Origin of the sequence: Streptomyces sp. NPDC058289, assembly GCF_042880975.1 — a bacterium.
Taxonomy (GTDB): Bacteria; Actinomycetota; Actinomycetes; order Streptomycetales; family Streptomycetaceae; genus Streptomyces; species Streptomyces stoeckheimensis.
Map to the genome: position 1 here is coordinate 13067 of NZ_JBHVYI010000045.1, position 23448 is coordinate 36514.

Sequence of the window (23448 nt, forward strand, 5' to 3'; positions counted from 1 at the left end):
CGTGACCTCTGCTGAGACCCACCCGGGAGCCTCCTCCGACGCCCTCGGTCCCTTCACCGCCCATCGCCGGCTGCTCTTCGACGTCGCCTACCGGATGCTCGGCAGCGTCGTCGACGCCGAGGACGTCCTCCAGGACGCGTGGCTGAGCTGGGACCGCGCGGACCGGGCGGCGGTCCGCAACCCGCGGGCCTACCTGGTGCGCACGGTCACCAATCTGTCGTTGAACCGGCTCACCTCGGCCCGTGCCACCCGTGAGACCTACATCGGGCCGTGGCTGCCCGAGCCGCTCCTGACCGAGCCCCTGCCGACCGTGCGCGATGGTGCGGAGGAGGTGGAGATGGCCGAGACGGTATCGACCGCGATGCTGGTGGTGCTGGAGAGCCTGAGCCCGCCGGAGCGGGCCGTGTTCGTGCTGCGGGAGGTGTTCGGGTACTCGTACGCGGAGATCGCCGAGGTGCTGGGCCGCGCGGAGGCGTCCGTACGGCAGACCGGGCACCGGGCTCGCGCCCACGTACGGGCCCGGCGGCCGCGGTTCGCCACCGAGCCGGAGCAGCGCGGCGAGGTGACCCGGCGGTTCCTGGCCGCGTGCGCGGGCGGGGACCTGAACGCGGTGATGGAGCTGCTCGCACCCGAGGTGACGGCCTGGTCGGACGGCGGCGGCAAGGTGACGGCGGCCCGGCGGCCGCTCTACGGGGCCGACCACGTGGCGCGCTGGCTGCTGGGGATGCTGGCCAAGCCCTCGCTGCAGGCGGTGACCCTGGAGTCCGCGCGGGTCAACGGGGAGGAGTCGGTGGTGTTCGTGTACGGGGGAGCCGCGTGTGCGGCGCTGACCTACGACCTGGACGCGGTGGACGGGCGGGTCGTGAACCTGCGGTTGCAGGTGAATCCGGAGAAGCTGGCGGGGCTGGCGGGTTGGGGAGCGGAGGGGCCCACGTCAGGGGCGTCCGGCATGTGAAAGCGGTCGGCGGGGGTGCCGCGGGACTGTGATCATCATCCGATGATCGATGAACAGCGGACCCGGCCCGTCCTGGTGGGCGACGAACGTGCCACCCTCACCAGCATTCTCCAGTGGCAGCGGGACACCCTGATGATGAAGTGCGCCGGGCTGTCGGACGAGCAGCTGCGGCGCAGGGCGGTGGCTCCGTCGGGACTGAGCCTGCTCGGGCTGGTGCGGCATCTCGCGGAGGTCGAGCGCGGCTGGTTCCGCAATGTCGTGGGCGGCGAGGACGTGCGCGGGTACTTCGGGCGGAACGAGGCCGGGGAGTGGAGGGAGTTCCACGTGGACGACGCGGACGTCGCCGGCTCGTTCAAGGTCTGGGAGGACACCTGTGCGCGCTCGCGGGCGATCGTGGACGAGGCCGAGTCCCTGGACGTGACCGGCTCCTACGACGGTGAGGCGTACTCCCTGCACTACGTACTGGCCCACATGATCGAGGAGTACGCCCGGCACAACGGGCACGCCGACCTGCTGCGCGAGGCGATCGACGGGGCCACGGGGGAGTAGCGGCGCCACGGGGCCGGGGCTGGGGGCCGGCGCCGGGACGGGCTAGACGGCGGATGCCGTCGTGCGGTCCACCTCGTCCAGGGCAACCGGCCAGGGGAAGTGCGCCGGGGCGTCCGGGCCGGCGGGGCCGGGGACGAATCCGCCCTCGCCGAAGAGGACCTTGGCGCCGGCGCCGCGCAGGACGGCCAGGGACTGGTCGAACTGCGGGTGGGCGGCGAGGGCGGCGTTCGCGCAGGGCATGGTGACGACGGGGGTGCCCTTGCCGATGGCCTCGGCGGCGACCCCGACGACGAACCGGTCGGTCAGGCCGAGGGCCCAGGCGTTGACGGAGTTGAACGTGGCCGGGGCGAAGAGCAGGGCGTCGGCCGTCGGCCATACGTCGGGCTCCCCGGGCAGCTTGTACTGCCAGCGGACGGGGTGGCCGGTGAGCGCGGCGAGACCGTCGAGGCTGCCGGACAGCCAGTGGGCGGCGGTGGGGGTGAGGCCGAGGCAGACGTCCCAGCCCCGGGACTGGGCGTCCTCGATGACATGGGCCACGTCGAAGACGGGCGGGGCGGCGGAGCAGAGCAGGTAGAGGGTCTTCGTCGTGGTCATACCGCAATGTGATCATATTGCTCGACCTGTGGTTGACCCAGGTCGCGGCGGTCGCGGCAATCGCGGTGGTCTCGGTGGTCTCGGTGGTCGCGGTGGTCGCGCTCGTCGTGGCCGAGGGGCCGGACGTGACGAACCCCCGGGCCGGGTTCGGTCCGGGGGTTCGGGGGTTCGGCGTGAGCGGGCGGGTCAGCCGTTGGAGACGGTCTGCCGGGCGCTGCCCGCGGTGAACGCGTCGAACGCGCCCGAGAAGTCGGTCAGGTCGTTGCCGGCCTGGCCGGGCACCAGGCCCACGACGTCCTGGGGGACGTCTCCGACGGTGCTGGTGACGGAGTCGGCGAGCGGCGGCTCGGCGGCCATGGCGGGGGCGGCGACGGCGAGGGCCGCGGTACCGGCGATGAGGGCCGTGGTGACGATGCGCTTGATCATGTCCTGGTGAACGAGGTGGTCGTACGGGGGTCACTACGGCCACCCGGTTGCCGGAACTTCGTCCGGAGCCAGGCCCTGAGCCAGGGCCGGAGCCAGGGCCGGAGCTAGGTCCGGAGCTCCGTGAGGAACGCGGACAGCAGGGAGTGCACGACGGCGGGCCGGTCCAGGTGGACGTCGTGGCCGGCGCCGGGGACGGAGACCGCCGTCGTCGCGGTGGACGGGTCGGCCGAGTCGAGCATCCGGACGGACTCCTGGGGCGGCATGATGCCCTTCTCCCCGATGACCAGCAGAGTGGGACACCGGACCGCTTGCCACTGCGGCCACCACGCGCGGGTGGTGTTTTCGGTGATGGCCGCGACCATCACCGAGCGCTCGAAGCGCGGGTACCAGCCGTCCGCGCGCTGCTCCAGGCCGGCTGCCCAGGCCTCGCCGTTCAGCCCCTGACCGGTGAGGAAGGTGCGCGCCTCGGCGAGGGTGGGGAACGGGAGCGGCCAGGAGTCCAGCCAGCCGCCGATCTGCTCCGGGGTACCCGGGTCGGCCCGGGCGGCGCCGGCGTCGACCAGCACGAGGCCCCGTACGAGGTCCGGGTGGGCGGCGGCGGTGAGCATCGCGGTGTGGCCGCCGAGCGACTGACCCACCAGGACCGGGCGGTGCAGGCCGAGCTGCTCGCAGACGGCCCGCACGTCCGCCACGTACGCGGCGCGGGAGACGTCCGCGGGGCGGCGTTCGCTGGCTCCGTGGCCGCGCTGGTCCACCGCGACCACGCGGTGGTGCGGGGCCAGGTGCTCGGCGGTCGCGTCCCACTCGCCCGCGTGGCCCGCGAGACCGTGGAGGAGGACGACGGGGGTGGTGGACCCGGGGTGGTGGGAGTCCCAATCACGGCAGGTCAGACGGGTGTCGGCTCGGGTGACGGTGCGTTCGGTCCACATCATGCGGAGATCATCCGACATCTTCTCGGTGGGGCCGATGAGTTTTTGCGCCGGCCCCGGTCTACCTCTCGTACGTCGCATCGTGTGCGACGGATCGTGTGCGCCAGATCGTGTGCAACAGAAGGAAGAGGACCGTCATGACCGAGCCGGTGAAGGGCCCCGCCAGCTACTTCCCTTCCATCGAGAAGAAGTACGGCCGTCCGATCGCGGAGTGGCAGGAGCTCATCCGCGCGTCGCCGCTGACCAAGCACATGGAGCTCGTCGGCTGGCTCAAGAGCGAGCACGGGCTCGGGCACGGGCACGCGAACGCGCTCGTGAAGCACACGCTCACCGAGCAGTAGCCGGGGGTGGAGGGTGGGCCGTGGACGCAGGCGTATGCGGTTGAGCTTCTCGGCGATGTTCCGTCTCAGGCCCGGGGCGTTGACTGGTTCCCATGACGAAGACAACGCAGCAGACGCAGAACGACACCACCCTCCGCACGCTGGTCATCGGCGGCACGGGCAAGACCGGTCGGCGCGTGGCCGAGAAGCTCACCGCCCTGGGCCGTCCCGTCCGCATCGGGTCGCGCTCCGGTGAGCCGGCCTTCGACTGGAACGAGCCCGCGAGCTGGGGACCGGCCCTGGAGGGCGTGGACCGGGCGTACGTCACGTACTACCCCGACCTCGGCTTCCCCGGCGCCGCCGAGCACGTCGGAGCCTTCGCCCGGGCGGCCGTGGCCGCCGGGGTCCGTCGGCTCGTGCTGCTCTCGGGCCGCGGCGAGGAGGCGGCGCAGCGGAGCGAGGAGGCGCTGAAGGAGTCCGGGGCCGACTGGACGGTGGTGCGCTCGGCCTGGTTCAACCAGAACTTCGACGAGAGCTTCTTCCTGGAGCCGGTGCTCGCCGGCGAGATCGCCCTGCCGACGGCCGACGCCGTCGAGCCGTTCGTCGACACCGAGGACATCGCCGACGTGGTGGTGGCCGCGCTGACCGACGACCGGCACGTGGGCCGTACGTACGAGCTCTCCGGCCCGCGGCTGCTCAGCTTCGCCGACGTCGCGGCCGAGCTGTCGAAGGCGACCGGGCGCGAGATCTCGTACGTCCCGGTCTCGAACGAGGCCTACCGGGCGGTGCTGCGGGAGAACGGGCTGCCGGAGGAGTTCGCCGAGCTGTTCACGCTGATCCTGGACGGGCGCAACGCGCACCTGGTGGACGGGGTCGAGGAAGTGCTGGGCCGCAAGCCGCGGGACTTCTCGGACTTCGCGCGGGAGGCGGCGGCCCGTGGCGTCTGGGACGTGTAGGGAATGGGCGGCTGGGGAGCGGGTGGGGAGAATGGGCCGATGGATACGCTGACGGCTCTGCTCGAAGGCCCCAAGGCCACATCGGCCTTCCTCATCAAGTGCGTGTTCGATCCGCCCTGGTCGGTCCGCATCGAGGACCGGGCCCCGCTGTCGGTGATGACGATGGTGCACGGATCGGCCTGGCTGCTGCCCGACGGGGGCGAGCCGGTGCTCGTCGCGCCGGGTGAGGCGGCCCTGGTGCGGGGACCGCTTCCGTACACCCTCGCCGACGCCAAGGACACGCCCCCGCAGATCAGGGTGGGCCCTGACCAGCGGTGCAGCAGGGTGAACGGCGGGGAGGACGTGTCGGACTCCATGGCCCTCGGGGTACGGACCTGGGGCGCGGCGGAAGGCTCGGCGGTGCTGCTGAGCGGCACCTACCAGGATCCGGGTGAGATCGGCAGCCGCCTGCTCACCGCGCTTCCGCGGGTGCTGGTCGGCCCGGTGGACCCCACGCTGGTCGGGCTGCTGGGCGTGGAGATCTCCCGTACGGAGCCGGCCCAGGAACTCGTCCTGAACCGGATCCTGGACCTGCTGCTGATCGGCGTCGTACGCGGCTGGCTCGCGGAGCGCGGCGGCGCCGAGAACGACCCGGTCACCGGCCCGGCGCTGCGGCTCCTGCACGAGAACCCGGCCTACGGCTGGACCGTGGAGTCGCTGGCCCGCAAAGTCGGCGTCTCGCGGGCCGCGTTGGCCCGCCGCTTCACCGAGCTGGTCGGCGAGCCCCCGATGTCCTATCTGACGGGGTGGCGGCTGGCGCTGGCGGCGGACCTGTTGCGCGACCCGTCCACGACGCTCGCCTCGGCCGCCCATCGGGTCGGCTACGGCTCGGCGTTCGCCCTCTCGACGGCCTTCAAGCGGGTACGGGGGGTCAGCCCGCGGGAGTACCGGGCCGGGGCGGCCTCGGCCGCAGCCCCCGCCGCGGGGTAGGGGCGGGGCGGGGCAGACGGTACTGGCCTTACAGGTTTGCGAGTTCCAGAACGGCCACGGTTTCGCCGTCGCTCTGTTCGCCCGTCGGGCGGAAGCCGAGGGAGAGGTAGAAGGGTTCGGGGGTGCCGGGGCCCGGGTGCCAGGTGACGTAGGCGTGGGAGGCGCCGCGGCGGCGGAGTTCGGCGGCGACCGCCGTGACCGCGAAGCGGCCGTAGCCCTTGGACTGGTGGGCGGCCGAGATGTTCAGGCGCCAGAGGCCGGAGCGGATGTCCCGGGGGTCCTCGGCCGGGTTCCAGGCGATGTCGAGGAAGGCCATCACGAAGCCGACGACCTCGTCGCCGTCGACGATGGCCCGGGGCCAGGCCGTCTCGCCGTGGGCGTGGGCCTCGGCCAGCGACTTCACGACCGGGGAGACGAGGTGCTCCTGGTCGGGGCGGACCGACAGCGCGCAGACGGCGGCGAAGTTGTCGGGGGTGACCGGAGCCAGGCGGAGGGAGGCGGCGGATGTGCTCATTCGCGCAGCCTACGTGTGAGCTACATGTGAGTTGGCGGGGGCTGTGAGGCACGGAAGAATCACTGGCCGGATGGCGCCGGTGATGTCACGATCAACAGCCGTCGGGGGGCGGTGGGAGCCTCCCGGATTCGGATTTCGACGCATATACGGGGGCACAGCTGATGGGATCCACCGGTACGAGACTCTCCACCGCGCTGCTCGTCCTGTCGACCGTCCTGGTCGGCCTGATGGCGGGGCTGTTCTTCGCCTTCGACGTCTCGGTGATGCCGGGACTGGCGAAGACCGACGACCGTACGTACGTCACGGCGATGCAGAGCTTCAACGCCGTCATCGACGGCAATCCGCTCTTCGGGACGGTCTTCGTCGTCGCGCTGCTCGCCGCCTTCGCCGCGGCGTTCGTCGAGGCGCGGGCCGGGCGCCGCGCGGTCGCGCTGTGGGCCGCGGTGGCCGCGGCGGCGTACCTCGTCGTGCTCGTCGTGACCTTCGCGGTCAACATCCCGCTCAACAACGAACTCGCCGACGTGGGTGACGCCGCGAAGCTCACCGACTTCTCGGTCGTCGAGAAGTTCAAGGGCACCTGGGAGACGGCGAACATCGTGCGCACCCTGATCTGCGCGGCGGCGCTGACCGCTCTGGCGCGGGCGCTCGTACTGTACGGGCGGGCGACGGGAGCGACGGGGGCATCGGCGCCGTCCGCAGCCGGCCGCTGAGGGGCTGGGGCGTGTCCTAGGCGGCGGTCACCAGGAGGGCCCAGGACTGGCAGGCCAGGGCGGCCGTGCACAGGGCGGTGCGCCAGCGGTTGGCGGGTACCCACTTCTTCTCGAACGCCGCGCGTACGGCGGCCGGATCCGCGATCCGCTCGGCGGGGCCGGCCGCCTCCAGCGCGTTGTTGAGAGGGATGTTCACCCGGCCGGTGACCGCGACGGCGAGCACGTAGAGGACGAGGGCGCCCGCCAGCGCGGGCAGCGGCGCGTGCTCGCCGGCGGGCAGGTGCAGGGCCAGCGCGAGGCCGGTGAACAGGAGCGCGCCCAGGAACGCCAGCATGAACCAGCCATTGATGATGGACGTGTTCACGCGCTGCATCACGGAGATGAGGGTCCGGTCGTCGGAGCGCTTCAGCGCCGGCATCACCGCGACGTCGAAGGCGAAGAAGAGGCCCGCCATGAGGCCCGTGGTGAGCGTCGCGGCGACGAGGGCGGCGACCCGTGCGATGTCCATGTGGCCTGTCTATGTCCTGCCCCGTGGTTCTGTCCATGGTGGAGCGGGGGTCGAGTGATCCATGGTGGAGTGGGCGCCGATGAGAGCAGGCCGGAAAGGCTCGTGGCCGTGGTCGGCAGGAGGGGTACCCTCCGGCTGGAGACTGTGTTCGGATTATTATTTCCGCCATGCGGAATTGTGGTCCGGAGCTTCGAGCCGCATCTCGGGGCCGGTCCCCGCATCGAGACCCTGGAGGAACAGACCGTGACGGACCCCAAGGACCCGCAGGGCCGGCTGGACGCTCTGCGCGCCGACATCGAGCGCCGCAACCCCGCCCAGCCCGAGTTCCACCAGGCCGTACGGGAGGTCCTGGACACCCTGGCCCCCGTGTTCGCGGCGCGTCCCGAGTACGCGGAACCGGGCGTGGCCCTGCTGGAGCGGCTCACCGAGCCGGAGCGGCAGATCATCTTCCGGGTGCCGTGGCAGGACGACCGCGGTCGCGTCCACGTCAACCGTGGCTACCGCGTCGAATTCAACAGCGCGCTGGGCCCGTACAAGGGCGGCCTGCGCTTTCACCCCTCCGTGGACATCGGCGTGGTGAAGTTCCTCGGCTTCGAGCAGATCTTCAAGAACGCGCTGACCGGGCTCGGCATCGGCGGCGGCAAGGGCGGCAGCGACTTCGACCCGCGCGGGCGGTCGGACGCCGAGGTCATGCGCTTCTGCCAGTCCTTCATGACCGAGCTCTACCGTCACATCGGCGAGCACACGGATGTCCCGGCGGGCGACATCGGCGTCGGCGGGCGCGAGATCGGCTACCTCTTCGGGCAGTACCGGCGCATCACCAACCGCTGGGAGGCCGGCGTCCTGACCGGCAAGGGCCAGGGCTGGGGCGGCTCGCTGATCCGTCCGGAGGCCACGGGCTACGGCAGCGTGCTGTTCGCCGCCGAGATGCTGGCGGTCAAGGGGCTGTCGCTGGACGGGCTGGCGGCCGTTGTGTCCGGCTCGGGCAACGTGGCGCTGTACACGATCGAGAAGCTGCAGCAGCTGGGGGCGAACCCGCTGACGGCGTCCGACTCGCAGGGCTACGTGGTGGACGAGAAGGGCATCGATCTTGCGCTGCTGAAGCAGATCAAGGAGGTCGAGCGCGGGCGCGTGAGCGACTACGCGCAGCGTCGCGGGCCGTCGGCGCGGTTCGTGCCGGGCGGGCGCGTCTGGGAGGTGGCGGCGGAGGTGGCCTTCCCGTCGGCCACGCAGAACGAGCTGACCGCCGATGACGCGCGGACGCTGATCGAGAACGGGGTCAGGGCGGTGTCGGAGGGCGCGAACATGCCGACCACGCCGGAGGCGGTGCACCTGCTGCAGGCGGCCGGGGTGTCCTTCGGGCCGGGCAAGGCGGCGAACGCGGGCGGGGTCGCGGTCAGCGCGCTGGAGATGGCGCAGAACGCGGGGCGCGTGGCGTGGAGCGCGGAGCGGGTCGAGGCGGAGCTGGCGGGGATCATGCGGGACATCCACGCGGTGTCGTACGCGACCGCCGAGCGGTACGGCTCCGCCGGGGACTATGTGACCGGGGCGAACATCGCTGGGTTCGAGCGGGTGGCGGATGCGATGTTGGCGCAGGGGTTGATCTGAGGCGCTGATGCGGTGACGCGGTGATGTGCTGATGTGCTGATGTGCTGATGCGCTGACGCGGTGATGCGCTGAGGGGCGGGGCGGGGACGGGATATACGGGGCGCCGGTCGTGGTGGCGCTGCGTGCGGTTGTCCCCGCCCCGCCCTTCCTCCGTTCCCCGGGGCTCCGCCCCGGACCCCGCGCCTCAAACGCCGGCGGGGCTGGGCGGGGTCTGCCTTGGGCGCCGCGGCTTGAACGTCGACAGGGCTGGGTGGGGTCTGCCTTGGGCCCCGTGGCTTGAAGGTTGGCGGGGTGGGTGGGGGCCGCTCTGGGCCCCGTGCCTCGAAGGTCGGTGGGGCTGCTGGGTGGGGTCCGCCCCGGGCCCCGTGGCTTGAAGGTTGGCGGGGCTGGGTGGGGGCTCGTGGCTTGAGTGTTGGTGGTGGGGCGGTCGTAGGGTGGGGCCGTTGGATGGGATCGGACTGCGTAGGGGGATCAGTGCTGACCGCGCTCACCGGGGTGTACGGAGACCGGCCCGATGCCCTGCGAGTGGCCGGGCGGGATGCCTCCTATGAGGAGCTGCTCGGCGCGGCCCGTGCCGTGGCTGCCGATGTCGCCGGGGCGCCCGCCTTCGCGGTGACCGCGACAGCCTCGCTGGAGACCGTCGCCGCCGCCGTCGGCGGGCTGCTGGCCGGGGTGCCCTTCGTACCGCTGCCGCCCGATGCGGGGCCCGCCGAGCGGGAGCACATCCTGCGGGACTCCGGCGCGGTGCTCGTCGATGTGGACTTCGCACGGCGTGGCGGAGATGGGGATGGGGATCGGCATGGGGCGGTGGCCGGGTCCGGGCGGCCGGCGCTGATCCTCTACACCTCCGGGACCACCGGCTCGCCCAAGGGTGTCGTTCTCACCGCCGAGGCCGTGGCTGCCGATCTCGACGCCTTGGCCGAGGCCTGGCAGTGGAGCGCCGAGGACACCCTCGTGCACGGGCTGCCGTTGTTCCACGTGCACGGCCTCGTCCTCGGGGTGCTCGGCGCCCTGCGTACCGGCAGCCGTCTCGTGCACACCGGGCGGCCCACCCCCGAGGCCTACGCGGAGGCCGGGGGCAGCCTGTATTTCGGGGTGCCGACCGTGTGGTCCCGTATCGCGGGGGCGCCGGCGGCGGCCGCCGCGCTGGGCGGGGCCCGGTTGCTCGTCTCCGGCAGTGCCGCGCTGCCCGCGCCGGTCTTCCGGGACCTGGAGCGGCTGACCGGGCTGCGACCCGTGGAGCGGTACGGGATGACCGAGACGCTGATCACCGTGAGCGGGCGCGCGGGCGGGGAGGTGCGGCCCGGTACGGTCGGCACCCCCCTCCGGGGGATCCGTACGCGGATCGCGGCGGAGGCGGGCGCGGAGATCGGCGAGCTCCAGCTCACCGGGCCGACGCTGTTCTCCGGGTACCTGGGCCGGCCCGAGGACACGGCCGCCGCCTACACCGAGGACGGGTGGTTCCGTACGGGCGACATCGCGGCCGTCGACGAGGCCGACGGGGGCCACCGGATCGTCGGCCGGGCCTCCATCGACATGATCAAGTCGGGGGGCTACCGGATCGGCGCCGGTGAGATCGAGAACGCGCTGCTGGACCACCCCAAGGTGAGCGAGGCGGCGGTGGTGGGGCTGCCGGACGCGGATCTGGGGCAGCGGATCGTGGCCTTCGTGGTGGCCGAGGGCGTCACGGGGCCGGAACTGACGGACTTCGTCGCCGCACACCTGTCGGTGCACAAGCGGCCGCGCGAGGTGCGGTTCGTGGCGGCCATCCCGCGCAATGCGATGGGCAAGCCGCAGAAGAAGTTGCTGCTGGGCGACGCCTGACGGTGCGCGGTCAGGGGGTGTCGCGGGGCACCAGGTGGCGGGCCAGGACCTCCAGGGCGCGGGTCAGCTCCGGCAGTTGTTCTGCTTCGGTCTCGCCGAGGGCGCGGGCGAGGGCGTCCTCGACCTTGGACGCCCCGGCGGCGCGTACGGCGGCCACGCGCGCGGAGGTGCCGGGGGCCTGGCGGACCAGCGTGCGGCGGCGGTCGGCCGGGTCGGGCGAGGTCTGCACGGAGCCGGCCTCGCGCAGGCGGGCGACGGCGCCCGAGACCTGGCTCTGCGGGAGGCCCGTGCGCTGGGCCGTCTCGCCGACCGTGGTGTCGGGGTGCGCGGCGATGTCGCCGGCCACGATCACGACGGAGCGGGTGCCGCCGGCGTACTGATCCGGACCGCCGGGGGGCTCGGGCAGGGCCTCCTCGCCGAGCTTCATCAAGGCGCGGCCCAGCAGGAAGAGTTCGATTCCGTCCACGGGAGCACGGTACATCGGAACCACCGAACCATCGAAGAAGATGCATCTTTTTCGATGCATCTCTCTTGATGTATCTGATTCGATGGGTTACTGTGGTTGCAGAGAGTGACGGACTGGGGGTCCGGAGCCGCGAGCAAGGAGTTGCCATGAGTGCTGAGCTCCACTACCAACTGCAGGGCTCCGGCCCGATGCTGCTCATCGCGCAGAGCGGGGAGGGGGACGCCGACCGCACTGTGGATCTCGTCCCGCACCTCACCGATGCGTTCACCGTACTGACCTACGACCGTCGTGGACTCTCGCGCAGCCGGCGTGAGGAGCCGGGCCGAACCGCGTCGCTCGCCGAGCACGCCGAAGACGTGCACCGGCTGCTGGCGGCGGTCACCGACGAGCCGGTGCTGATGCTCGGCTGCAGTCTGGGGGCCGTCATCGGCCTGCACCTGGCCGTTCGGCACCCGGAGCAGGTGAGCACCCTCATCGCGCACGAGCCGGTGGCCCCGAGGCTGCTGCCCGCGGGCGAGCGGGCACGGCACGAAGCGGAGCTGCGGGAACTGCAAGGGATCTACCGCACGGGCGGGCTCGAAGCCGTCTTTCCGGAGATGGCGCGGGTCCTCGGGATAGACCTCTCAAGGCGCGACGCGGAGCCGGGCCTGACCCCGCAACCCCTGGACGAGCGACGGCGTGCCAACTTCGGCTACTTCATCGAGCACGACTTCACGGCGATCGTCGAGGACACGCTCGATGTGGACGCCCTGACCCGGACCCCGACGCGCATCATCCCCGCGCTGGGCACCGCCACCCCGTCCACCGTCTTCGACCACCGGTGCGCGACGGAACTGGCGGCCCTCCTGGGCACGGAGATACGGGTCTTCCCGGGCGGCCACAACGGCAACACCACGCACCCCCGGGGTTATGGGGAGCGGCTGCGGAGCCTGCTGGCTCCGGCCGGAGCGTAGGTGCTCGGGAAAAAAGGGCAAAGGGCCTTTCGGGTGGGGCAGGTAGCTTGCTCGCATGGACAAGACGTCTGATCAGGTCAGGACCGACCGGCGGGCTCTGATAGCCGCCGGAGTGACCGTCGTGCTGTGGGCTTCCGCGTTCGTTTCCATCCGCTCGGCGGCCGTGCACTTCGGGCCCGGAGCGCTCGCGTTCGGACGCTTGCTGACCGCCTCGGTCGCGCTCGGACTGGTGCTGGTCGTCAAGCGGGTGCCGCCGCCGCCGAGGCAGGCGTGGCCCGGGATCCTGATCTCCGGTGTGCTCTGGTTCGGGCTCTACATGGTGACGCTGAACTGGGGCGAGCAGCTCGTGGACGCCGGCACCGCGGCCATGATCGTCAACATCGGCCCGATCGTGATCGCGCTGCTCAGCGGCTGGCTGCTGAAGGAGGGCTTCCCGCCCTTGCTGTTGGCGGGCATGGCGGTCTCCTTCGCCGGAGCGGTGCTGGTCGGACTGTCCACCTCGAACGGTGGGTCCGCCTCGCTGGGAGGGGTCCTGCTCTGCCTGGTCGCCGCGCTCACGTACGGGGCCGGGGTGGTCGCGCAGAAGCCGGCGCTGGCGTACGCGAGCCCGCTCCAGGTGACCACGTACGGCTGCTTCGTCGGTACGGCCGTCAGCCTGCCCTTCGTCGGGCAGCTCGTCGACCAGCTTCCCGGGGCTCCGCTCGCCGCCGTCCTCAACATGCTCTACCTGGGGCTCTTCCCGACCGCGCTCGCCTTCACCACCTGGACGTACGCGCTGTCGCGGACCACCGCGGGGAAGATGGGCGCGACCACCTACGCGGTGCCCGCCGTCGTGGTGCTCATCGCGTGGATCGCCCTCGACGAGGTCCCGGCCGCGCTGACCCTGCTCGGCGGTGCGGTCTGCCTGGCCGGGGTCGCCGTCTCCCGGAAGCGCCGGGTCCCGGCTTAGGGCGACTTCCGGCCTAGACCGACTCCCGGTGCCAGTCCGCGTCCGCGTAGCCGAGCGTGCGGTTCATGGCGATGGCCGAGGTGTTCGCCGGGTGGTGCATCGTGCGGATGACGGGGGCTCCACGGTGGTCGGCGAAGGCAATGCCGAGGGTCTTCATCGCGAGGGAGATGCCGCGGCCCGGGTGGAGGCCCGGACGCCGGTCATCTCGTTGAAGGCGAAGCCGTCCGAGAGATGGAGGGAGGTCGCCGCCATGCCGGCCCACGTGCCGTCCCGGTCCCGGGCGACGACGATGCCGGCCGGGTCGTAGGAGGGCGATGCGAAGCGTAGGCGTGCGTAGGCGTCGTAGGAGTAGAAGGCGCCCCGCTCGGGGGTGTCGGCCGAGCATTCCTTGTTCAGGTCGTAGAGCCTGCGGCGCTCGTCCTCCACGTCGCCCAGTTGGGCGAGGGTCGTGAAGCTGACGCCCGCCGCCCGGCACCGGTCGACGTACGGGGTGAACCGGGCGGAGTCGAAGGTGCGGACGGTGAGTTCGAGGCGCACCCACCGGACGCTCACGCGAGGCGCAGGTCTACGAAGGGCACGGTGTCGCCGGGGAGGACGTAGCGGTCGAACTCGACGAAGCCCGCTCGGCGCGCGAAGCCCAGGCCCTCCGGGTTGGACGCGAGGACCACGGTCTCGATCACCTCGGCGCCGAGGGACCGAGCCTGGGCGAGTGCGTAGGAGTACAGCTCGCGGCCGAAACCCCGTCCCCGGTACGCAGGAAGGACGCGCGCGATCACGGTGGCGGTCGTGGAGCCGGCGGCGGGGGGCCGGAGCGTCGTGCATCCGACGAGGGTGTCGCCGAGGTGGGCGACGTGCAGGGCGTGGCGCGCGGAGCGCTCACGTACGTCGTCCAGGGAGAGGAGGGCCGTCGGGATGACCGTGTTGTGGACGTGCTGCCAGTCGTTCAGGGAGGCTTCGGAGGCGGCGTCCACCGGGTGGATGCGAAGACCGGAAGCCGGCGGCGGGGTGTCCTGCGCGGCGGCGTCGAGGAGGATGCGGGCCAGGGCGGACGGGGCGGAGAACATCGGCCAGTGGCCCGTGTCCAGGGTGACCCACTGCCAGTCCGGGCCGGTGGCCAGGAGCTTCGCCACGTCGGGGTGGGGTTCGGCGCCGTCCAGCAGGCATTTGACGTAGGTCGCGGGGAGCTCGGCGAGCGGGTGGGTCAGTACGGCCGGTTCGGTGAGCGTGGCGCCCGGGTGCGGGGTCGCAGCGGCGAGGAGCCGGGCGGTCTGCTCGTCGGTGAGGCCCTGGCCCTCGCAGTCGGCGGCCTGCAGGGGCGGCCAGAAACCGTCGTTCGCGGCGATCGAGGCCTCTACGGCGGAGCGGCCGTCAGGCCAGCCGGAGACGAAGGATCCGTTGTGGGTCGGGACGTTGGCGTCGACGAAGACCACCCGGTTCAGGCGGGCGCCGATCCGCTCGGCGGCCTGGCCGACCGGGATGCCGGAGTAACTGTGGCCCACGAGGACCACATCGCGCAGGCCGAGCTCGTCGATGGCGTCGACTATGTCCGTGACGTGCGTCTGCTGGCCGGCTGCGACGCCCTGCTTGTCCGCGAGGCCGGACAGGGTCAGTGCGTGGACCTCGTGGTCGCCGCCCGTGCTGCGCAGTGCGGTGCGGAGTTCGGCGGCCACCTCGTCCCATGCAGCTGCTCCCAGCCAGGCGCCTGCCACCAGTACGAATTCAGTCATAACCGTACGTTAATCGAACTGGATGTCGGCGGTGAGGGGCAGGTGATCGCTGGAGGTGGCGGGGAGCGTACGGACGTGGGTGACGGTGCCCGAGCGGATCAGGATCTGGTCGATCCGGGCCAGGGGGAAGGCCGCGGGCCAGGTGAAGGCGAAGCCAGGAGTGGCGGCGGCGGGGGCGGAGGTGTGGGCGGCGGCCGGGGTGGGGGGTGCCTTCGCCGTTAGGGCGGTGCGGACGGGGGCCAGGCCGCGGTCGTCGGCGGTGCCGTTGAGGTCTCCGAGCAGGACGACGCGGTCGGCGGGTTCGGCGGCGAGGACGGAGCCGAGGAGGACGGCGCTCTCGTCTCGGCGGGCGGAGCCGAAGCCGGAGGCGCCGAGGCGAAGGGAGGGCAGGTGGACGACGTAGACGGCGACGGGCCCGCCGGGGGTGGCGGCGGTGGCGCGCAGGGCGCGGTTCCAGTGCGGGTCACCGGCGAGGGCCGACGGCTTGATGTCGACGGGGCGGACGTCGGTGAGCGGGTACGTCGACCAGAGACCGACCGTGCCGTGGGTGGCGTGGTGGGGGTAGTCGGCGCCGAGGGTGGCGGTGAAGGCCGTGATGGCGGCGGGGGTGAGTTCCTCGACGGCGATGAGGGCGGGGTGCGCGGCGGCGAGGGCCTTGGCGGTGCGGGAGGGGTTCTGGTTCTCGTCGCTGATGTTGTGCTGGACGGTGGTGAGGGTGGGGTGAGGGGGGTGGTGGGTTGAGTGGGTGGCGGCGGTGGGGGTGGCGGCCGTGGGGGTGACGGGGTGGGGGAGGAAGGTGCCGAACTGGCCCAGCCAGGCGGCGGTGGGGAGCAGGAGGGCCAGGGCGGTGGCCGCGGAGCGACGTCGCAGGGCCAGGGCGAGCAGGAGTGGGACGGCCAGGCCGAGCCAGGGGAGGAACGTCTCCAGCAAGCTCCCGGGGTGGCCGGGCGTGTTGGGGACGAGGGAGGGGCGGGCGAGGAGCGCGGCGAGGAGTACGGAGAAGAGGACGGGGAGGACGGTGGCGCCGGCCGCGGTGCCGGCCGCGGTGCCGGCGGCGAGCCAGGGGAGGGCGCGGGGGCGAGGGAGAAGGGGTCGGGGTCGGGCGGTGGTGCGGGCCGAGGGCCAGGTGAGGAGGCGGGGGCGGAGGGGGCGGGGCCGGGCGGTGGGGCCGGGGGGTGGGCTGGGGGGCGGGCCCGCGTTTGCATGGGTCATGGGGCCGTTCCTGCCTGTTCCGTTGGGAGGGTGTGGTGTGGCTGGTACGACGACGTCGGGGGTGGGGAGCCGGTTCCCGAGGGGCGGGCGGCCGGGGGCGGGCGGGCGGGACGCGGCGGGGCCGGGTCTGTGCGGGGCCCTGCGGGGCCGTTCCCCCACCCCGCCCCTTCCCGAAACCGGGGCTCTGCCCCGGGCCCCGTTCCGGGCTCCGTCCTGGGGCCGGTTCAGGGTTCTGTCCCGGGGCCCGTTGGGGGCTCTGCCCCGGGCTCTGCTCCGGACCCCGTTCTGGGCTCTGTCCCGGGCCCGGTTCCGGGTTCTGTCCTGGGCTCGGTTCCGGGTTCTGTCCCGGGGCCCGTTGGGGGCTCTGCTCCGGGCCCCGCTCCGGCTCTGCTCCGGGCTCCGCTCCGGGCTCTGTCCCGGGCCCCGTTGCGGGGTCGCGTATCTGGGGCCGTGCCGGACTGGGCACCAGGGGCCGGTGAGGCTCTGCCCCGGGGTCCGTTCGGGGTTGGGCACCTGGGGCGTTGGGGGGTGTGGGCCGGGTTCGGTTGCGGCTGCGTACCTGGGCCTGTTGGGGGCTGGGCTGCGGGGGTCGGGTGGGGCTGTGTACCGGGGAGGGGCAGGGTTCGGCTGGCGGGGGCGGGCGAGGGGTGAGGGGTATGCGGTTGCCTTCGGGGGTGGGGGTGGGTCCAATGGCGGGGTGATCGAATGGGTGCGTCGGCGGGCTTGGGGTGTGTTGGCGTGGGGACAGAGGAGCGTCGCACTGTGAATGCCTCGGCATTGCCGTCGTCAGGGGGGCCGGCCGGGAGGTCGGTCGTGCGGCTGGGGGCTCTCGTGCCGTTGACGCCGCCCGGGTGGGTCGACGCGGGGCGGCAGTTGCTCGCGGGGCTCGAGCTGGCCGTGCGCGAGGTCAATGACGCGGGAGGGATCGGCGGGCGGCCGCTGGAGCTCGTGGTCCGGGACACCGCGGCCGATCCGGAGCGGGCCGCGGCGGCCGTGGAGGAACTGGCCGGTCTGGGTGTGGCCGCCGTGGTGGGGGAGTACCACAGCGTCGTGGCCCGGGCGGCAGCGGCGCGGGCCGACGCACTCGGCGTGCCGTTCCTCTGCTCCTCCGCGGTGCTCGACGCGCTCACCGAGGAGCCGACGGAGTGGGTCGCGCGGCTGGCCCCGGCCCAGTCGCATGGTTGGCGGAGGTACGCGGAGTTCCTGCTCGGGGCGGGGCATGCTCGGATCGCCGTGGCGACCCAGCCGAGTGTGTACTGGGCTGCTGGGACCGCCATCCTGCGGGAGTGCTTTGCCACCCGCGGCGGCAGTGTCGTCGTCGAGATCGACGTGATGGGGACGACTGCCGAGGAGCTCTGCGACACGCTCGTGGAGGAGGGGGCCACCGCGCTCCTCCTGCTGGTCGGGTATCCGGAGCCGGCGGCGGCGATCGTCAGGGCGGTACGCGGCGACCGGCGGCTCGGGGAGGTCCTGATCGGGGCTCCGGCCGGACAACCGGAGTTCGCCGGATGGGCCGGGGCGCTGGGCGAGGACGGCGCCGGCATCCCCTTCCTGCGCTACCTGCCCGAGCGGCTCGGGCCGCTCGGCGAGCGGGTGGGTAAGGAGCTCCGCGAACGGCTCGGCGAGGAGCCCTCGTTCGTGGCCTTCGAGGGCTGGGACAGCGTCACCGTCCTCGCCGAGATGCTGCGTTCGTACGGCACGGACCGGGCAGCCGTCGCCGGGGCGTGGCCACGGGTGGAGGTCGAGGGCACCCGGGGGCCGATCCGGTTCTCCCGGACACCGGGGATCGGCGTCTGGCAGTGGGTATGGGCACCTGTTCGTGTGGTCGACCGGGATCCGGCGGACCTCACCGGTCGTCGCTTTCGGATCGTCCATGGAGAGGAGCGCTAGGGCCTGTCGTCAAACTCCCGTCGTCGCCCGAAGGGAGTTTGACGACAGGCGCTAGGCCGCTCGCTGATGCGGCCGGCCGGCGGTGTCCTTCAGGCGCGGGCCAGGTGGGCGCGGTACCAGGGGGCGGCCGAGGGGAGCAGGGCGAGGGGCGTGGGGGTGGGGCGCAGGCGGGTCAGCCGCCAGATGGGGTCGGCGCGCTGGTGGTAGTCGCGGGCCAGCAGGGCGAACTGCCGCTCCGTCACCCGGCCCGGGCGCACGCGGAGCTGTTCCACGCAGCGGTCCCACGGCCACTCCTCCCGCACCTCCGGCAGGATCCCTTCGGCGGCCAGGGCCGACATGAGGTCGGCGCTGGTCACCGCGGCGGGGTGGCTCGCGTGGTGGATCCCGCCCATGACGGGGCCCGGGGCCGTGGCCAGGGCGTCGATCAGGCGGGCCAGCTCGCCGACGTCGATCACGGACAGCAGCGCGCGGCCGCCGTCCCAACTGGCCGGGACCCGGTCGATCAGCTCGGCCAGGGCCGGGACCACCCAGCGGTCACCCGCCCCCAGCACCAGGCTCGGCCGCAGTACGGTTCCGCCGGCGGCCAGCACCGGGGCCTCCGCCGCCAATCGGGTGCGGCTCGCGGCGGACACCGGCTCCGGGGCCACCTCGTCGACCTCGATCCCGCGGTGCGGGAGGTTCCCGTAGACCGCGGCCGTGGACAGGTGGACGATCCGGCGCACCCCCGCCCGCAGGGCCTCCGAGAGGAGGGCCGCGCCGCCCAGGACGTTGACCGTGTGGCAGCGCTCCTCGTCCCGCCCGATGTAGGAGGCCAGGTTCACCAGCGCGGCCGCGCCCTCGCAGACCCCGCGCAGCGAGCCGGGGTCGCCCAGGTCCGCACGTACCCACTCCACGCCTTCGCGCTCCGCACCGGGGGTGCGGGCGAGGGCCCGCACCAGGACGCCGGGACGGCGGGCCAGGGCGTCCAGTGCGGCCGAGCCGATGAAACCGGTGGCTCCCGTCAGGACGATCACCCGGGGTCTTTCGGATATCTGCATGGGGGCGATTTTATCGGCGCGGGCCCGGCCCGGCCCGGGGCTCCGATGTGCCCGTACAGCTCTTCTTCTCTTCTTCGCCCGGGGGCTCCGCCGCGTTCCGCCGTGTTCCGCCGTGTTCCGGTTGCACGGGCGGATGCCGTCGTGCTGAGCCGTCAGCGGGCGGTCCAGCCGCCGTCCACCGGGACGGTCGCGCCGACGACGAAGGACGCCTGGTCGCTCAGCAGCCATGCGGCCGCGTGCGCGATCTCGCGCGGGTCCGCCGTGCGCGGCAGCGGGGCCCTGGTGTGCAGTTGCTCCTCGATGCCGGGGTTCAGGTCGAACCACTGGGCCATCATCTCGCTGCGCGTGGTGCCGGGAGCGATGGCGTTGACCCGGACGCCCTGGGCGGCGTACTCGGCGGCGGCCTTCGTCAGGCCGATGACGGCGTGCTTCGCCGCGATGTACGCGGCGGCCGCCGGAGTGCCGACCAGGCCCGCGACGCTGCTGTTGTTCACGATCGCCCCGCCACCCGGCAGCATCGCGGCGATCTCGTACTTCATGCAGTTCCACGTGCCGCGGACATTGGTGGCCATGACGGCCTCGAAGTCCGCGTCCTCGGTGAGGTGCAGCGGCGCGGGCACGGTACCCAGCCCCGCGTTGTTGAAGGCGGCGTCCAGGCCCCCGAAGAGCTCCACCGCCCTGTCCACCGCCGCCTTGACCTCTTCGGCGCGGGCCACGTCGACGACCGCGTAGGCGGCGGTGAAACCCTGGTCCGTCAGCTCGCGGGTGAGCGCGGCCAGTTCCTCCTCGCGCCGGGCGGTGAGGAGCACCGAGGCCCCGTTCTCGCAGAACACCCGGGCGGCGGCCGCCCCGATGCCGCTGCTCGCGCCGGTGATCAGGGCGCGCCTGCCCACGAGGAGGCCGGTCTTTTCCGTCATGGTGAGTCTTCCGTCTTTCGTCTGGCGCAGTCCGGTGGAGTCTTCAGGGAGGGGCCGCCCCCGGTGCTATTGGCTGGAAATGGACCCGTTGCGCGCGCTGGGCGGGCCCAGCATCACGGGAACCGTGCGGTGGCCGTTCGAAACGAACGAGAACTTCGGCCGGAGTTCATCGGCCGGCACGGCCAGGGCGATGTCGGGGAACCGCTCGAAGAGCGCCGACAGCGCGATGGCGACCTCCATCCGGGCCAGATTCACGCCGAGGCAGTGGTGGGCTCCGTACCCGAACGACACGTGATCGGCGCGGGTGTCGCGGGTGATGTCGAAGAGGTCCGCCCCGGCTCCGTGGTGGCGGGGGTCGCGGCCCGCGCCGGCGAAGCAGATGACGATCGCGTCGCCCTGCGGGATCCGCACGTCGTCGTCGATCTCGATCGACTCGACGGCGTAGCGCAGGATGCTGTGCGCGCCGGGCGGATCCACCCGCAGGGATTCGTCGATGACGTCCTCCCACGAGGCCTTGCCGTCCCGTACGAGCGCGAGCTGGCCGGGGTGCGTGAGGAGGGAGACGACCGCGTTGTCTATGAGGTTCACCGTCGTCTCGTAGCCGGCGGTGAAGAGGAGGATGAGATTGTCGAGGAGTTCCTTCTCGCTCATATCCGCGGCGCCCGAGTCGCGTGCGGCGACGAGGCCCGACGTCAAGTCGTCGGCAGGGAATTTCCTCTTGTGCGCCACGACTTCGTTCAGGATCTCGTACATGGCTATGCCATTCGCCATCGCGTCTTCGGGGGTGATCGAGGTGGCGAAGAAACTGTCGATGATCCTCTGCAGGGGATCACGTGCGGAATGCGGAATTCCGAATAGCTCGCAGACCACGGCGTGCGGCAGTACGTGAGCGAATTCCCTGCGGAGGTCCAGGGGCCGTCCCGCCGGGGCCCGTTCCAGGCGGTCCAGCAACCCGGCGGCGATCTCCTCGACCCGGGGCCGCAGGGCGGCCACGCGGCGCATGGTGAACTCCCCCGCCACCGGCTTGCGCAGGCGCGTGTGCTCCTCGCCGTAGGCGGTGACCATGTTCTGCACCGAGACCCAGATGGCCAGCGGCCACTCCTGGTCGACTTCTCCGTCGATCCACGCCGGCCAGTGCCGGTAGGCGTCCTTCGACACCCGGGGATCGGTGAGCAGGCGCTTCACGAGTGCGTAGTCCGTGATGGACCACGCCTCCACTCCACCGGGGAGCACGATCCGCACGGCCCGTCCAAGGGAGCGTATCTCTTTGATTTCTCCGTGAATGTCCTGGCCGAGCGGATCGATGACGAACGGGCACTGCCTGCTCACAGGAGTATCCCTCCTACAGCTGCTGGTGACGGTGAGTCGGATGACGTCACAGGCTGGCACGTCGAAGTCCTTCCCGCCACTTCGCGCAGGGCTGTCTCGGCCGGCGGATCACAGGGAACCGATGCCCATTTCGCAGGAAAGGGAGGAGATCAGGCGGAAACGGGAATTGCTTCCAGGTGGGCGTGGAAGACCCGCTGGCCGCTCTGATGGCCGGTCACGTTCAGGGAGAGGATGTTGTCCCGACTCCGCGTCACCGGCTGCGCCTGGACCAGACAGGGGGAGTGGAACTCCACGTACCGGTCGAAGGTCAGGCGCAGCGAGGTGGGGTACAGCCGGGTGGCGCCCGCGACGGCGTAGGCGGCCTGGTGCGTGGCCTCCAGGAGGACCATGCCGGGTACGTGGTCGTTCTTGTGCGCGAACAGCGTCGTGTTCGTGGTGTGCGGCCGCAGCGTCCAGCACCGGGGATCCATGGTGGGGGCCAGCAGAACGTGGCTCGGCTCGGTCCGCAGGACGAGGGAGGGGTGCACCGGGTCCGGCACGGGCAGGAGCGGCCGGGCGTCCGCGTGCTCACCGCGCATCCGGCGGTAGGCGCCGGGAGAGGTGCACGTCAGGCTGCCGCCGCCCGTCGCGATGACCCGGCCGCCCTGCACCACCTCCATGTGACACACCATGCCGGAGAAGCGGGTGCCACGGCGGTTGATGTTCGTGCAGGTGACGTCGATGTGGACGGGGGCGCCGCTGTCCGATGCCAGGAGGTGGGGATCGATCCGGTAGCGGATGTCGGACATCAGGAACTGGTGGCCGAGGGGGACCCCGTACTCGGCGTGCGAGAGCAGGATGCCCGTCTGGCGGATGGCCTCCGCGATGACGGCGGGGGAACGGAAACCGTGGAGGGCGGTATGGAACGGGTGGTCTTCAGGCCAACGGACGGTCACGTTGAATCGGTCGGGAGCGGTTCTTTCCCAGGCCGAGAGGAACACCTCGGAGGTGTCGGGACGGTGCACGAGCCAGTTGGGTACGGCCGGAGGCCTTGCATCTGAGACCCCGACCGACGGTCTTTGGGCGTTTTCGCTCGCATACGACGTGATTAACATGAATTCCCCTCCGGACTTCGAGGCAGATTCGAGCCACTCGTGGTAGGTCTCGGTTCGCCGCAAGATACGTGCTGCCTGGTATAATTTGCAACGGCTGTTTTCGGTGACATGCTCATACCTCCGAGGAGGTGCATCATTGGCCGCCAGCAGCGTGGAAGGAGCGAGGGTGTCTCAGAGGGAGACTTCGCGGCGCACCCGGCAACTCATCGTCGAGGCAGCCGGCGCCGTGTTCGCGGAGAAGGGCTTCAACGGGGCCACGATCGCGGACGTCTACCAGCGGCTCGGGCTGACCAAGGGTGCCTTCTACTACTACTTCAAGGGCAAGGAAGAGCTGGCACAGGCCGTTCTGGCCAGCCAGATCGACACGGTCGGCTTCCCGCTCGTACCGCGGAGCACCCGTCTCCAGGAGCTGATCGACAAGGGCATGCTCTTCGCCGTTCAGATCCGCAGTGACCCGATCGTGCAGGGCAGCCTGAGGCTCTCCCTGGAGCGCGGCAGTCACCACGAGCACCGCCTGCGGCCCTACCAGGACTGGATCGACCACAACCGGTTCGCCCTGGGGCAGGCTCGGGAGTGCGGCGAACTCCACGCGCACGTGGACCTGGACGCGGTCGCCAACCTCTTCGTCGGCGCCTTCACCGGAGTGCAGGTGCTCTCGGAAGTGATGGCCGACTGGGAGGACCTGGAAGTACGGGTATCCGTGCTGCTCAGGCACATCATGCCGATCATCGCCCTGCCGACGGTGCTGGCCGAACTCGACATGGCTCCCGGCCGCGCCGAGCGGGTCGCGGCCGACCTGGAGAAGCACCTGCGGGCGCGGGCCGAGGCCGAACTCGTCGAATCGGCCGAGCTCCAGGCCTAGTACCGGCTGCGGCCGGTCCGCCCACGGACCGGCCTGTTTTCACCGTTTCCCTCCGCCGGGCGTCCTCGACGCCCGGCGGAGGGCTTTCCGCAGCCGAATTCCGTCCTCCGTGCGGCGACATCAGATCTTCCGATGACGGTTGCCTACCTT

26 protein-coding genes and 1 pseudogene are annotated in these 23448 nt (G+C 71.9%); 12 read left to right on the forward strand and 15 right to left on the reverse strand.

Annotation, left to right across the window (positions count from 1 at the left end; all coding sequences use genetic code 11):
- Position 1 precedes the first annotated feature (1 nt).
- Both ACFVX6_RS22780 and ACFVX6_RS22785 read left to right on the forward strand, forming a co-directional pair.
- Positions 2 to 955, forward strand: a complete 954-nt coding sequence (locus ACFVX6_RS22780) for an RNA polymerase sigma-70 factor (protein ID WP_389694178.1) — start codon at positions 2 to 4, stop codon at positions 953 to 955.
- Between the two features lie 42 nt (positions 956 to 997).
- Complete coding sequence (locus tag ACFVX6_RS22785; protein ID WP_389694180.1) at positions 998 to 1504, forward strand: DinB family protein; 507 nt, start codon at positions 998 to 1000, stop codon at positions 1502 to 1504.
- Positions 1505 to 1546: 42 nt separating this feature from the next.
- Here ACFVX6_RS22785 and ACFVX6_RS22790 read toward each other — a convergent pair whose 3' ends face one another.
- From ACFVX6_RS22790 to ACFVX6_RS22800, 3 genes are all read right to left on the reverse strand, one after another.
- Positions 1547 to 2098: a flavoprotein gene (locus ACFVX6_RS22790; RefSeq protein ID WP_389694182.1), complete on the reverse strand. Its 552-nt coding sequence runs from the start codon at positions 2096 to 2098 to the stop codon at positions 1547 to 1549.
- Between the two features lie 186 nt (positions 2099 to 2284).
- A complete protein-coding gene (locus ACFVX6_RS22795) occupies positions 2285 to 2524 on the reverse strand; it encodes a hypothetical protein (protein WP_389694184.1) in 240 nt (79 codons plus the stop codon).
- 104 nt (positions 2525 to 2628) lie between these two features.
- Positions 2629 to 3456 carry an alpha/beta fold hydrolase gene (locus tag ACFVX6_RS22800; RefSeq protein WP_389694186.1) on the reverse strand — a complete coding sequence of 276 codons (828 nt, stop codon included), beginning with the start codon at positions 3454 to 3456 and terminating at the stop codon, positions 2629 to 2631.
- A 134-nt stretch (positions 3457 to 3590) separates the two neighbouring features.
- On the opposite strand from ACFVX6_RS22800, the gene ACFVX6_RS22805 reads away from it, so the two are divergent.
- The 3 genes from ACFVX6_RS22805 to ACFVX6_RS22815 all read left to right on the forward strand — a co-directional run bounded on the left by ACFVX6_RS22805 (position 3591) and on the right by ACFVX6_RS22815 (position 5698).
- A complete protein-coding gene (locus ACFVX6_RS22805) occupies positions 3591 to 3794 on the forward strand; it encodes a DUF4287 domain-containing protein (protein WP_389694188.1) in 204 nt (67 codons plus the stop codon).
- A 92-nt stretch (positions 3795 to 3886) separates the two neighbouring features.
- Positions 3887 to 4729 (forward strand): NAD(P)H-binding protein, encoded by an 843-nt coding sequence (locus tag ACFVX6_RS22810; RefSeq protein WP_389694190.1) that lies wholly within the window; start codon positions 3887 to 3889, stop codon positions 4727 to 4729.
- A gap of 39 nt (positions 4730 to 4768) precedes the next feature.
- Positions 4769 to 5698 carry an AraC family transcriptional regulator gene (locus ACFVX6_RS22815; protein WP_389694192.1) on the forward strand — a complete coding sequence of 310 codons (930 nt, stop codon included), beginning with the start codon at positions 4769 to 4771 and terminating at the stop codon, positions 5696 to 5698.
- Between the two features lie 28 nt (positions 5699 to 5726).
- Here the strand turns inward: ACFVX6_RS22815 and ACFVX6_RS22820 are convergent, their stop codons facing one another.
- Entirely contained in the window at positions 5727 to 6212 is a 486-nt protein-coding gene (locus tag ACFVX6_RS22820; protein ID WP_389694194.1) for a GNAT family N-acetyltransferase, read from the reverse strand.
- A gap of 161 nt (positions 6213 to 6373) precedes the next feature.
- Between ACFVX6_RS22820 and ACFVX6_RS22825 the strand changes: the two genes are divergently transcribed.
- Positions 6374 to 6922, forward strand: coding sequence for an anthrone oxygenase family protein (locus ACFVX6_RS22825; protein WP_389694196.1), 549 nt, complete (start codon positions 6374 to 6376; stop codon positions 6920 to 6922).
- Between the two features lie 16 nt (positions 6923 to 6938).
- Here ACFVX6_RS22825 and ACFVX6_RS22830 read toward each other — a convergent pair whose 3' ends face one another.
- Entirely contained in the window at positions 6939 to 7430 is a 492-nt protein-coding gene (locus tag ACFVX6_RS22830) for a DUF1772 domain-containing protein (RefSeq protein ID WP_389694198.1), read from the reverse strand.
- A gap of 243 nt (positions 7431 to 7673) precedes the next feature.
- Here ACFVX6_RS22830 and gdhA point away from each other — a divergent pair, with 243 nt between their 5' ends.
- Together gdhA and ACFVX6_RS22840 are read left to right on the forward strand one after the other, a co-directional pair.
- Entirely contained in the window at positions 7674 to 9038 is a 1365-nt protein-coding gene (gene gdhA, locus ACFVX6_RS22835) for an NADP-specific glutamate dehydrogenase (protein ID WP_389694200.1), read from the forward strand.
- A gap of 447 nt (positions 9039 to 9485) precedes the next feature.
- Positions 9486 to 10862: an AMP-binding protein gene (locus tag ACFVX6_RS22840; protein WP_389694202.1), complete on the forward strand. Its 1377-nt coding sequence runs from the start codon at positions 9486 to 9488 to the stop codon at positions 10860 to 10862.
- 10 nt (positions 10863 to 10872) lie between these two features.
- Here ACFVX6_RS22840 and ACFVX6_RS22845 read toward each other — a convergent pair whose 3' ends face one another.
- Positions 10873 to 11289: a MarR family transcriptional regulator gene (locus ACFVX6_RS22845; protein WP_389694278.1), complete on the reverse strand. Its 417-nt coding sequence runs from the start codon at positions 11287 to 11289 to the stop codon at positions 10873 to 10875.
- A gap of 185 nt (positions 11290 to 11474) precedes the next feature.
- On the opposite strand from ACFVX6_RS22845, the gene ACFVX6_RS22850 reads away from it, so the two are divergent.
- Entirely contained in the window at positions 11475 to 12281 is an 807-nt protein-coding gene (locus tag ACFVX6_RS22850; RefSeq protein WP_389694204.1) for an alpha/beta fold hydrolase, read from the forward strand.
- A 55-nt stretch (positions 12282 to 12336) separates the two neighbouring features.
- Complete coding sequence (locus tag ACFVX6_RS22855) at positions 12337 to 13230, forward strand: DMT family transporter (RefSeq protein ID WP_389694206.1); 894 nt, start codon at positions 12337 to 12339, stop codon at positions 13228 to 13230.
- A gap of 13 nt (positions 13231 to 13243) precedes the next feature.
- On the opposite strand, the gene ACFVX6_RS22860 is transcribed toward ACFVX6_RS22855, so the two are convergent.
- The 5 genes and pseudogenes from ACFVX6_RS22860 to ACFVX6_RS22880 all read right to left on the reverse strand — a co-directional run bounded on the left by ACFVX6_RS22860 (position 13244) and on the right by ACFVX6_RS22880 (position 16169).
- Positions 13244 to 13387 carry a hypothetical protein gene (locus ACFVX6_RS22860; protein WP_389694208.1) on the reverse strand — a complete coding sequence of 48 codons (144 nt, stop codon included), beginning with the start codon at positions 13385 to 13387 and terminating at the stop codon, positions 13244 to 13246.
- Positions 13384 to 13767, reverse strand: coding sequence for a hypothetical protein (locus ACFVX6_RS22865; RefSeq protein ID WP_389694210.1), 384 nt, complete (start codon positions 13765 to 13767; stop codon positions 13384 to 13386). The genes ACFVX6_RS22860 and ACFVX6_RS22865 overlap by 4 nt, the downstream gene beginning before the upstream one ends.
- An 11-nt stretch (positions 13768 to 13778) precedes the next feature.
- The gene (locus ACFVX6_RS22870) at positions 13779 to 14210 is read right to left on the reverse strand and encodes a GNAT family N-acetyltransferase (protein WP_389694280.1); all 432 of its coding nucleotides are present in this window, start codon (positions 14208 to 14210) and stop codon (positions 13779 to 13781) included.
- Positions 14211 to 14240: 30 nt separating this feature from the next.
- Positions 14241 to 14957 (reverse strand): annotated as a pseudogene (locus ACFVX6_RS22875) (alpha/beta fold hydrolase); the annotation flags it as partial.
- 9 nt (positions 14958 to 14966) lie between these two features.
- The gene (locus ACFVX6_RS22880) at positions 14967 to 16169 is read right to left on the reverse strand and encodes an endonuclease/exonuclease/phosphatase family protein (protein WP_389694212.1); all 1203 of its coding nucleotides are present in this window, start codon (positions 16167 to 16169) and stop codon (positions 14967 to 14969) included.
- 819 nt (positions 16170 to 16988) lie between these two features.
- Between ACFVX6_RS22880 and ACFVX6_RS22885 the strand changes: the two genes are divergently transcribed.
- Entirely contained in the window at positions 16989 to 18059 is a 1071-nt protein-coding gene (locus tag ACFVX6_RS22885) for an ABC transporter substrate-binding protein (protein ID WP_389694282.1), read from the forward strand.
- An 89-nt stretch (positions 18060 to 18148) separates the two neighbouring features.
- Here ACFVX6_RS22885 and ACFVX6_RS22890 read toward each other — a convergent pair whose 3' ends face one another.
- The 4 genes from ACFVX6_RS22890 to ACFVX6_RS22905 form a co-directional block, all read right to left on the reverse strand.
- Positions 18149 to 19096, reverse strand: coding sequence for an NAD-dependent epimerase/dehydratase family protein (locus ACFVX6_RS22890; protein WP_389694214.1), 948 nt, complete (start codon positions 19094 to 19096; stop codon positions 18149 to 18151).
- Between the two features lie 152 nt (positions 19097 to 19248).
- Positions 19249 to 20013, reverse strand: a complete 765-nt coding sequence (locus tag ACFVX6_RS22895; protein WP_389694216.1) for an SDR family NAD(P)-dependent oxidoreductase — start codon at positions 20011 to 20013, stop codon at positions 19249 to 19251.
- Positions 20014 to 20079: 66 nt separating this feature from the next.
- Positions 20080 to 21255, reverse strand: coding sequence for a cytochrome P450 (locus ACFVX6_RS22900; RefSeq protein ID WP_389694218.1), 1176 nt, complete (start codon positions 21253 to 21255; stop codon positions 20080 to 20082).
- 236 nt (positions 21256 to 21491) lie between these two features.
- Positions 21492 to 22436: a ScbA/BarX family gamma-butyrolactone biosynthesis protein gene (locus ACFVX6_RS22905; protein WP_389694220.1), complete on the reverse strand. Its 945-nt coding sequence runs from the start codon at positions 22434 to 22436 to the stop codon at positions 21492 to 21494.
- A gap of 166 nt (positions 22437 to 22602) precedes the next feature.
- On the opposite strand from ACFVX6_RS22905, the gene ACFVX6_RS22910 reads away from it, so the two are divergent.
- The gene (locus tag ACFVX6_RS22910; RefSeq protein ID WP_274553525.1) at positions 22603 to 23298 is read left to right on the forward strand and encodes a ScbR family autoregulator-binding transcription factor; all 696 of its coding nucleotides are present in this window, start codon (positions 22603 to 22605) and stop codon (positions 23296 to 23298) included.
- The last annotated feature ends 150 nt before the right edge of the window (positions 23299 to 23448 follow it).

Bases quoted from the DNA above. Each gene is read 5' to 3' on its own strand.
- ACFVX6_RS22905 (WP_389694220.1), bottom strand. From the start codon at position 22,436: ATGTTAATCACGTCGTATGCGAGCGAAAACGCCCAAAGACCGTCGGTC.
- ACFVX6_RS22820 (WP_389694194.1), bottom strand. From the start codon at position 6,212: ATGAGCACATCCGCCGCCTCCCTCCGCCTGGCTCCGGTCACCCCCGAC.
- ACFVX6_RS22815 (WP_389694192.1), top strand. From the start codon at position 4,769: ATGGATACGCTGACGGCTCTGCTCGAAGGCCCCAAGGCCACATCGGCC.
- ACFVX6_RS22800 (WP_389694186.1), bottom strand. From the start codon at position 3,456: ATGATGTGGACCGAACGCACCGTCACCCGAGCCGACACCCGTCTGACC.
- ACFVX6_RS22785 (WP_389694180.1), top strand. From the start codon at position 998: ATGATCGATGAACAGCGGACCCGGCCCGTCCTGGTGGGCGACGAACGT.
- ACFVX6_RS22830 (WP_389694198.1), bottom strand. From the start codon at position 7,430: ATGGACATCGCACGGGTCGCCGCCCTCGTCGCCGCGACGCTCACCACG.
- ACFVX6_RS22895 (WP_389694216.1), bottom strand. From the start codon at position 20,013: ATGACGGAAAAGACCGGCCTCCTCGTGGGCAGGCGCGCCCTGATCACC.
- ACFVX6_RS22795 (WP_389694184.1), bottom strand. From the start codon at position 2,524: ATGATCAAGCGCATCGTCACCACGGCCCTCATCGCCGGTACCGCGGCC.
- ACFVX6_RS22825 (WP_389694196.1), top strand. From the start codon at position 6,374: ATGGGATCCACCGGTACGAGACTCTCCACCGCGCTGCTCGTCCTGTCG.
- ACFVX6_RS22855 (WP_389694206.1), top strand. From the start codon at position 12,337: ATGGACAAGACGTCTGATCAGGTCAGGACCGACCGGCGGGCTCTGATA.
- ACFVX6_RS22840 (WP_389694202.1), top strand. From the start codon at position 9,486: ATGGGATCGGACTGCGTAGGGGGATCAGTGCTGACCGCGCTCACCGGG.
- ACFVX6_RS22810 (WP_389694190.1), top strand. From the start codon at position 3,887: ATGACGAAGACAACGCAGCAGACGCAGAACGACACCACCCTCCGCACG.
- ACFVX6_RS22805 (WP_389694188.1), top strand. From the start codon at position 3,591: ATGACCGAGCCGGTGAAGGGCCCCGCCAGCTACTTCCCTTCCATCGAG.
- ACFVX6_RS22845 (WP_389694278.1), bottom strand. From the start codon at position 11,289: ATGAAGCTCGGCGAGGAGGCCCTGCCCGAGCCCCCCGGCGGTCCGGAT.
- ACFVX6_RS22880 (WP_389694212.1), bottom strand. From the start codon at position 16,169: ATGACCCATGCAAACGCGGGCCCGCCCCCCAGCCCACCCCCCGGCCCC.
- ACFVX6_RS22850 (WP_389694204.1), top strand. From the start codon at position 11,475: ATGAGTGCTGAGCTCCACTACCAACTGCAGGGCTCCGGCCCGATGCTG.
- ACFVX6_RS22790 (WP_389694182.1), bottom strand. From the start codon at position 2,098: ATGACCACGACGAAGACCCTCTACCTGCTCTGCTCCGCCGCCCCGCCC.
- ACFVX6_RS22860 (WP_389694208.1), bottom strand. From the start codon at position 13,387: ATGAAGACCCTCGGCATTGCCTTCGCCGACCACCGTGGAGCCCCCGTC.
- ACFVX6_RS22890 (WP_389694214.1), bottom strand. From the start codon at position 19,096: ATGCAGATATCCGAAAGACCCCGGGTGATCGTCCTGACGGGAGCCACC.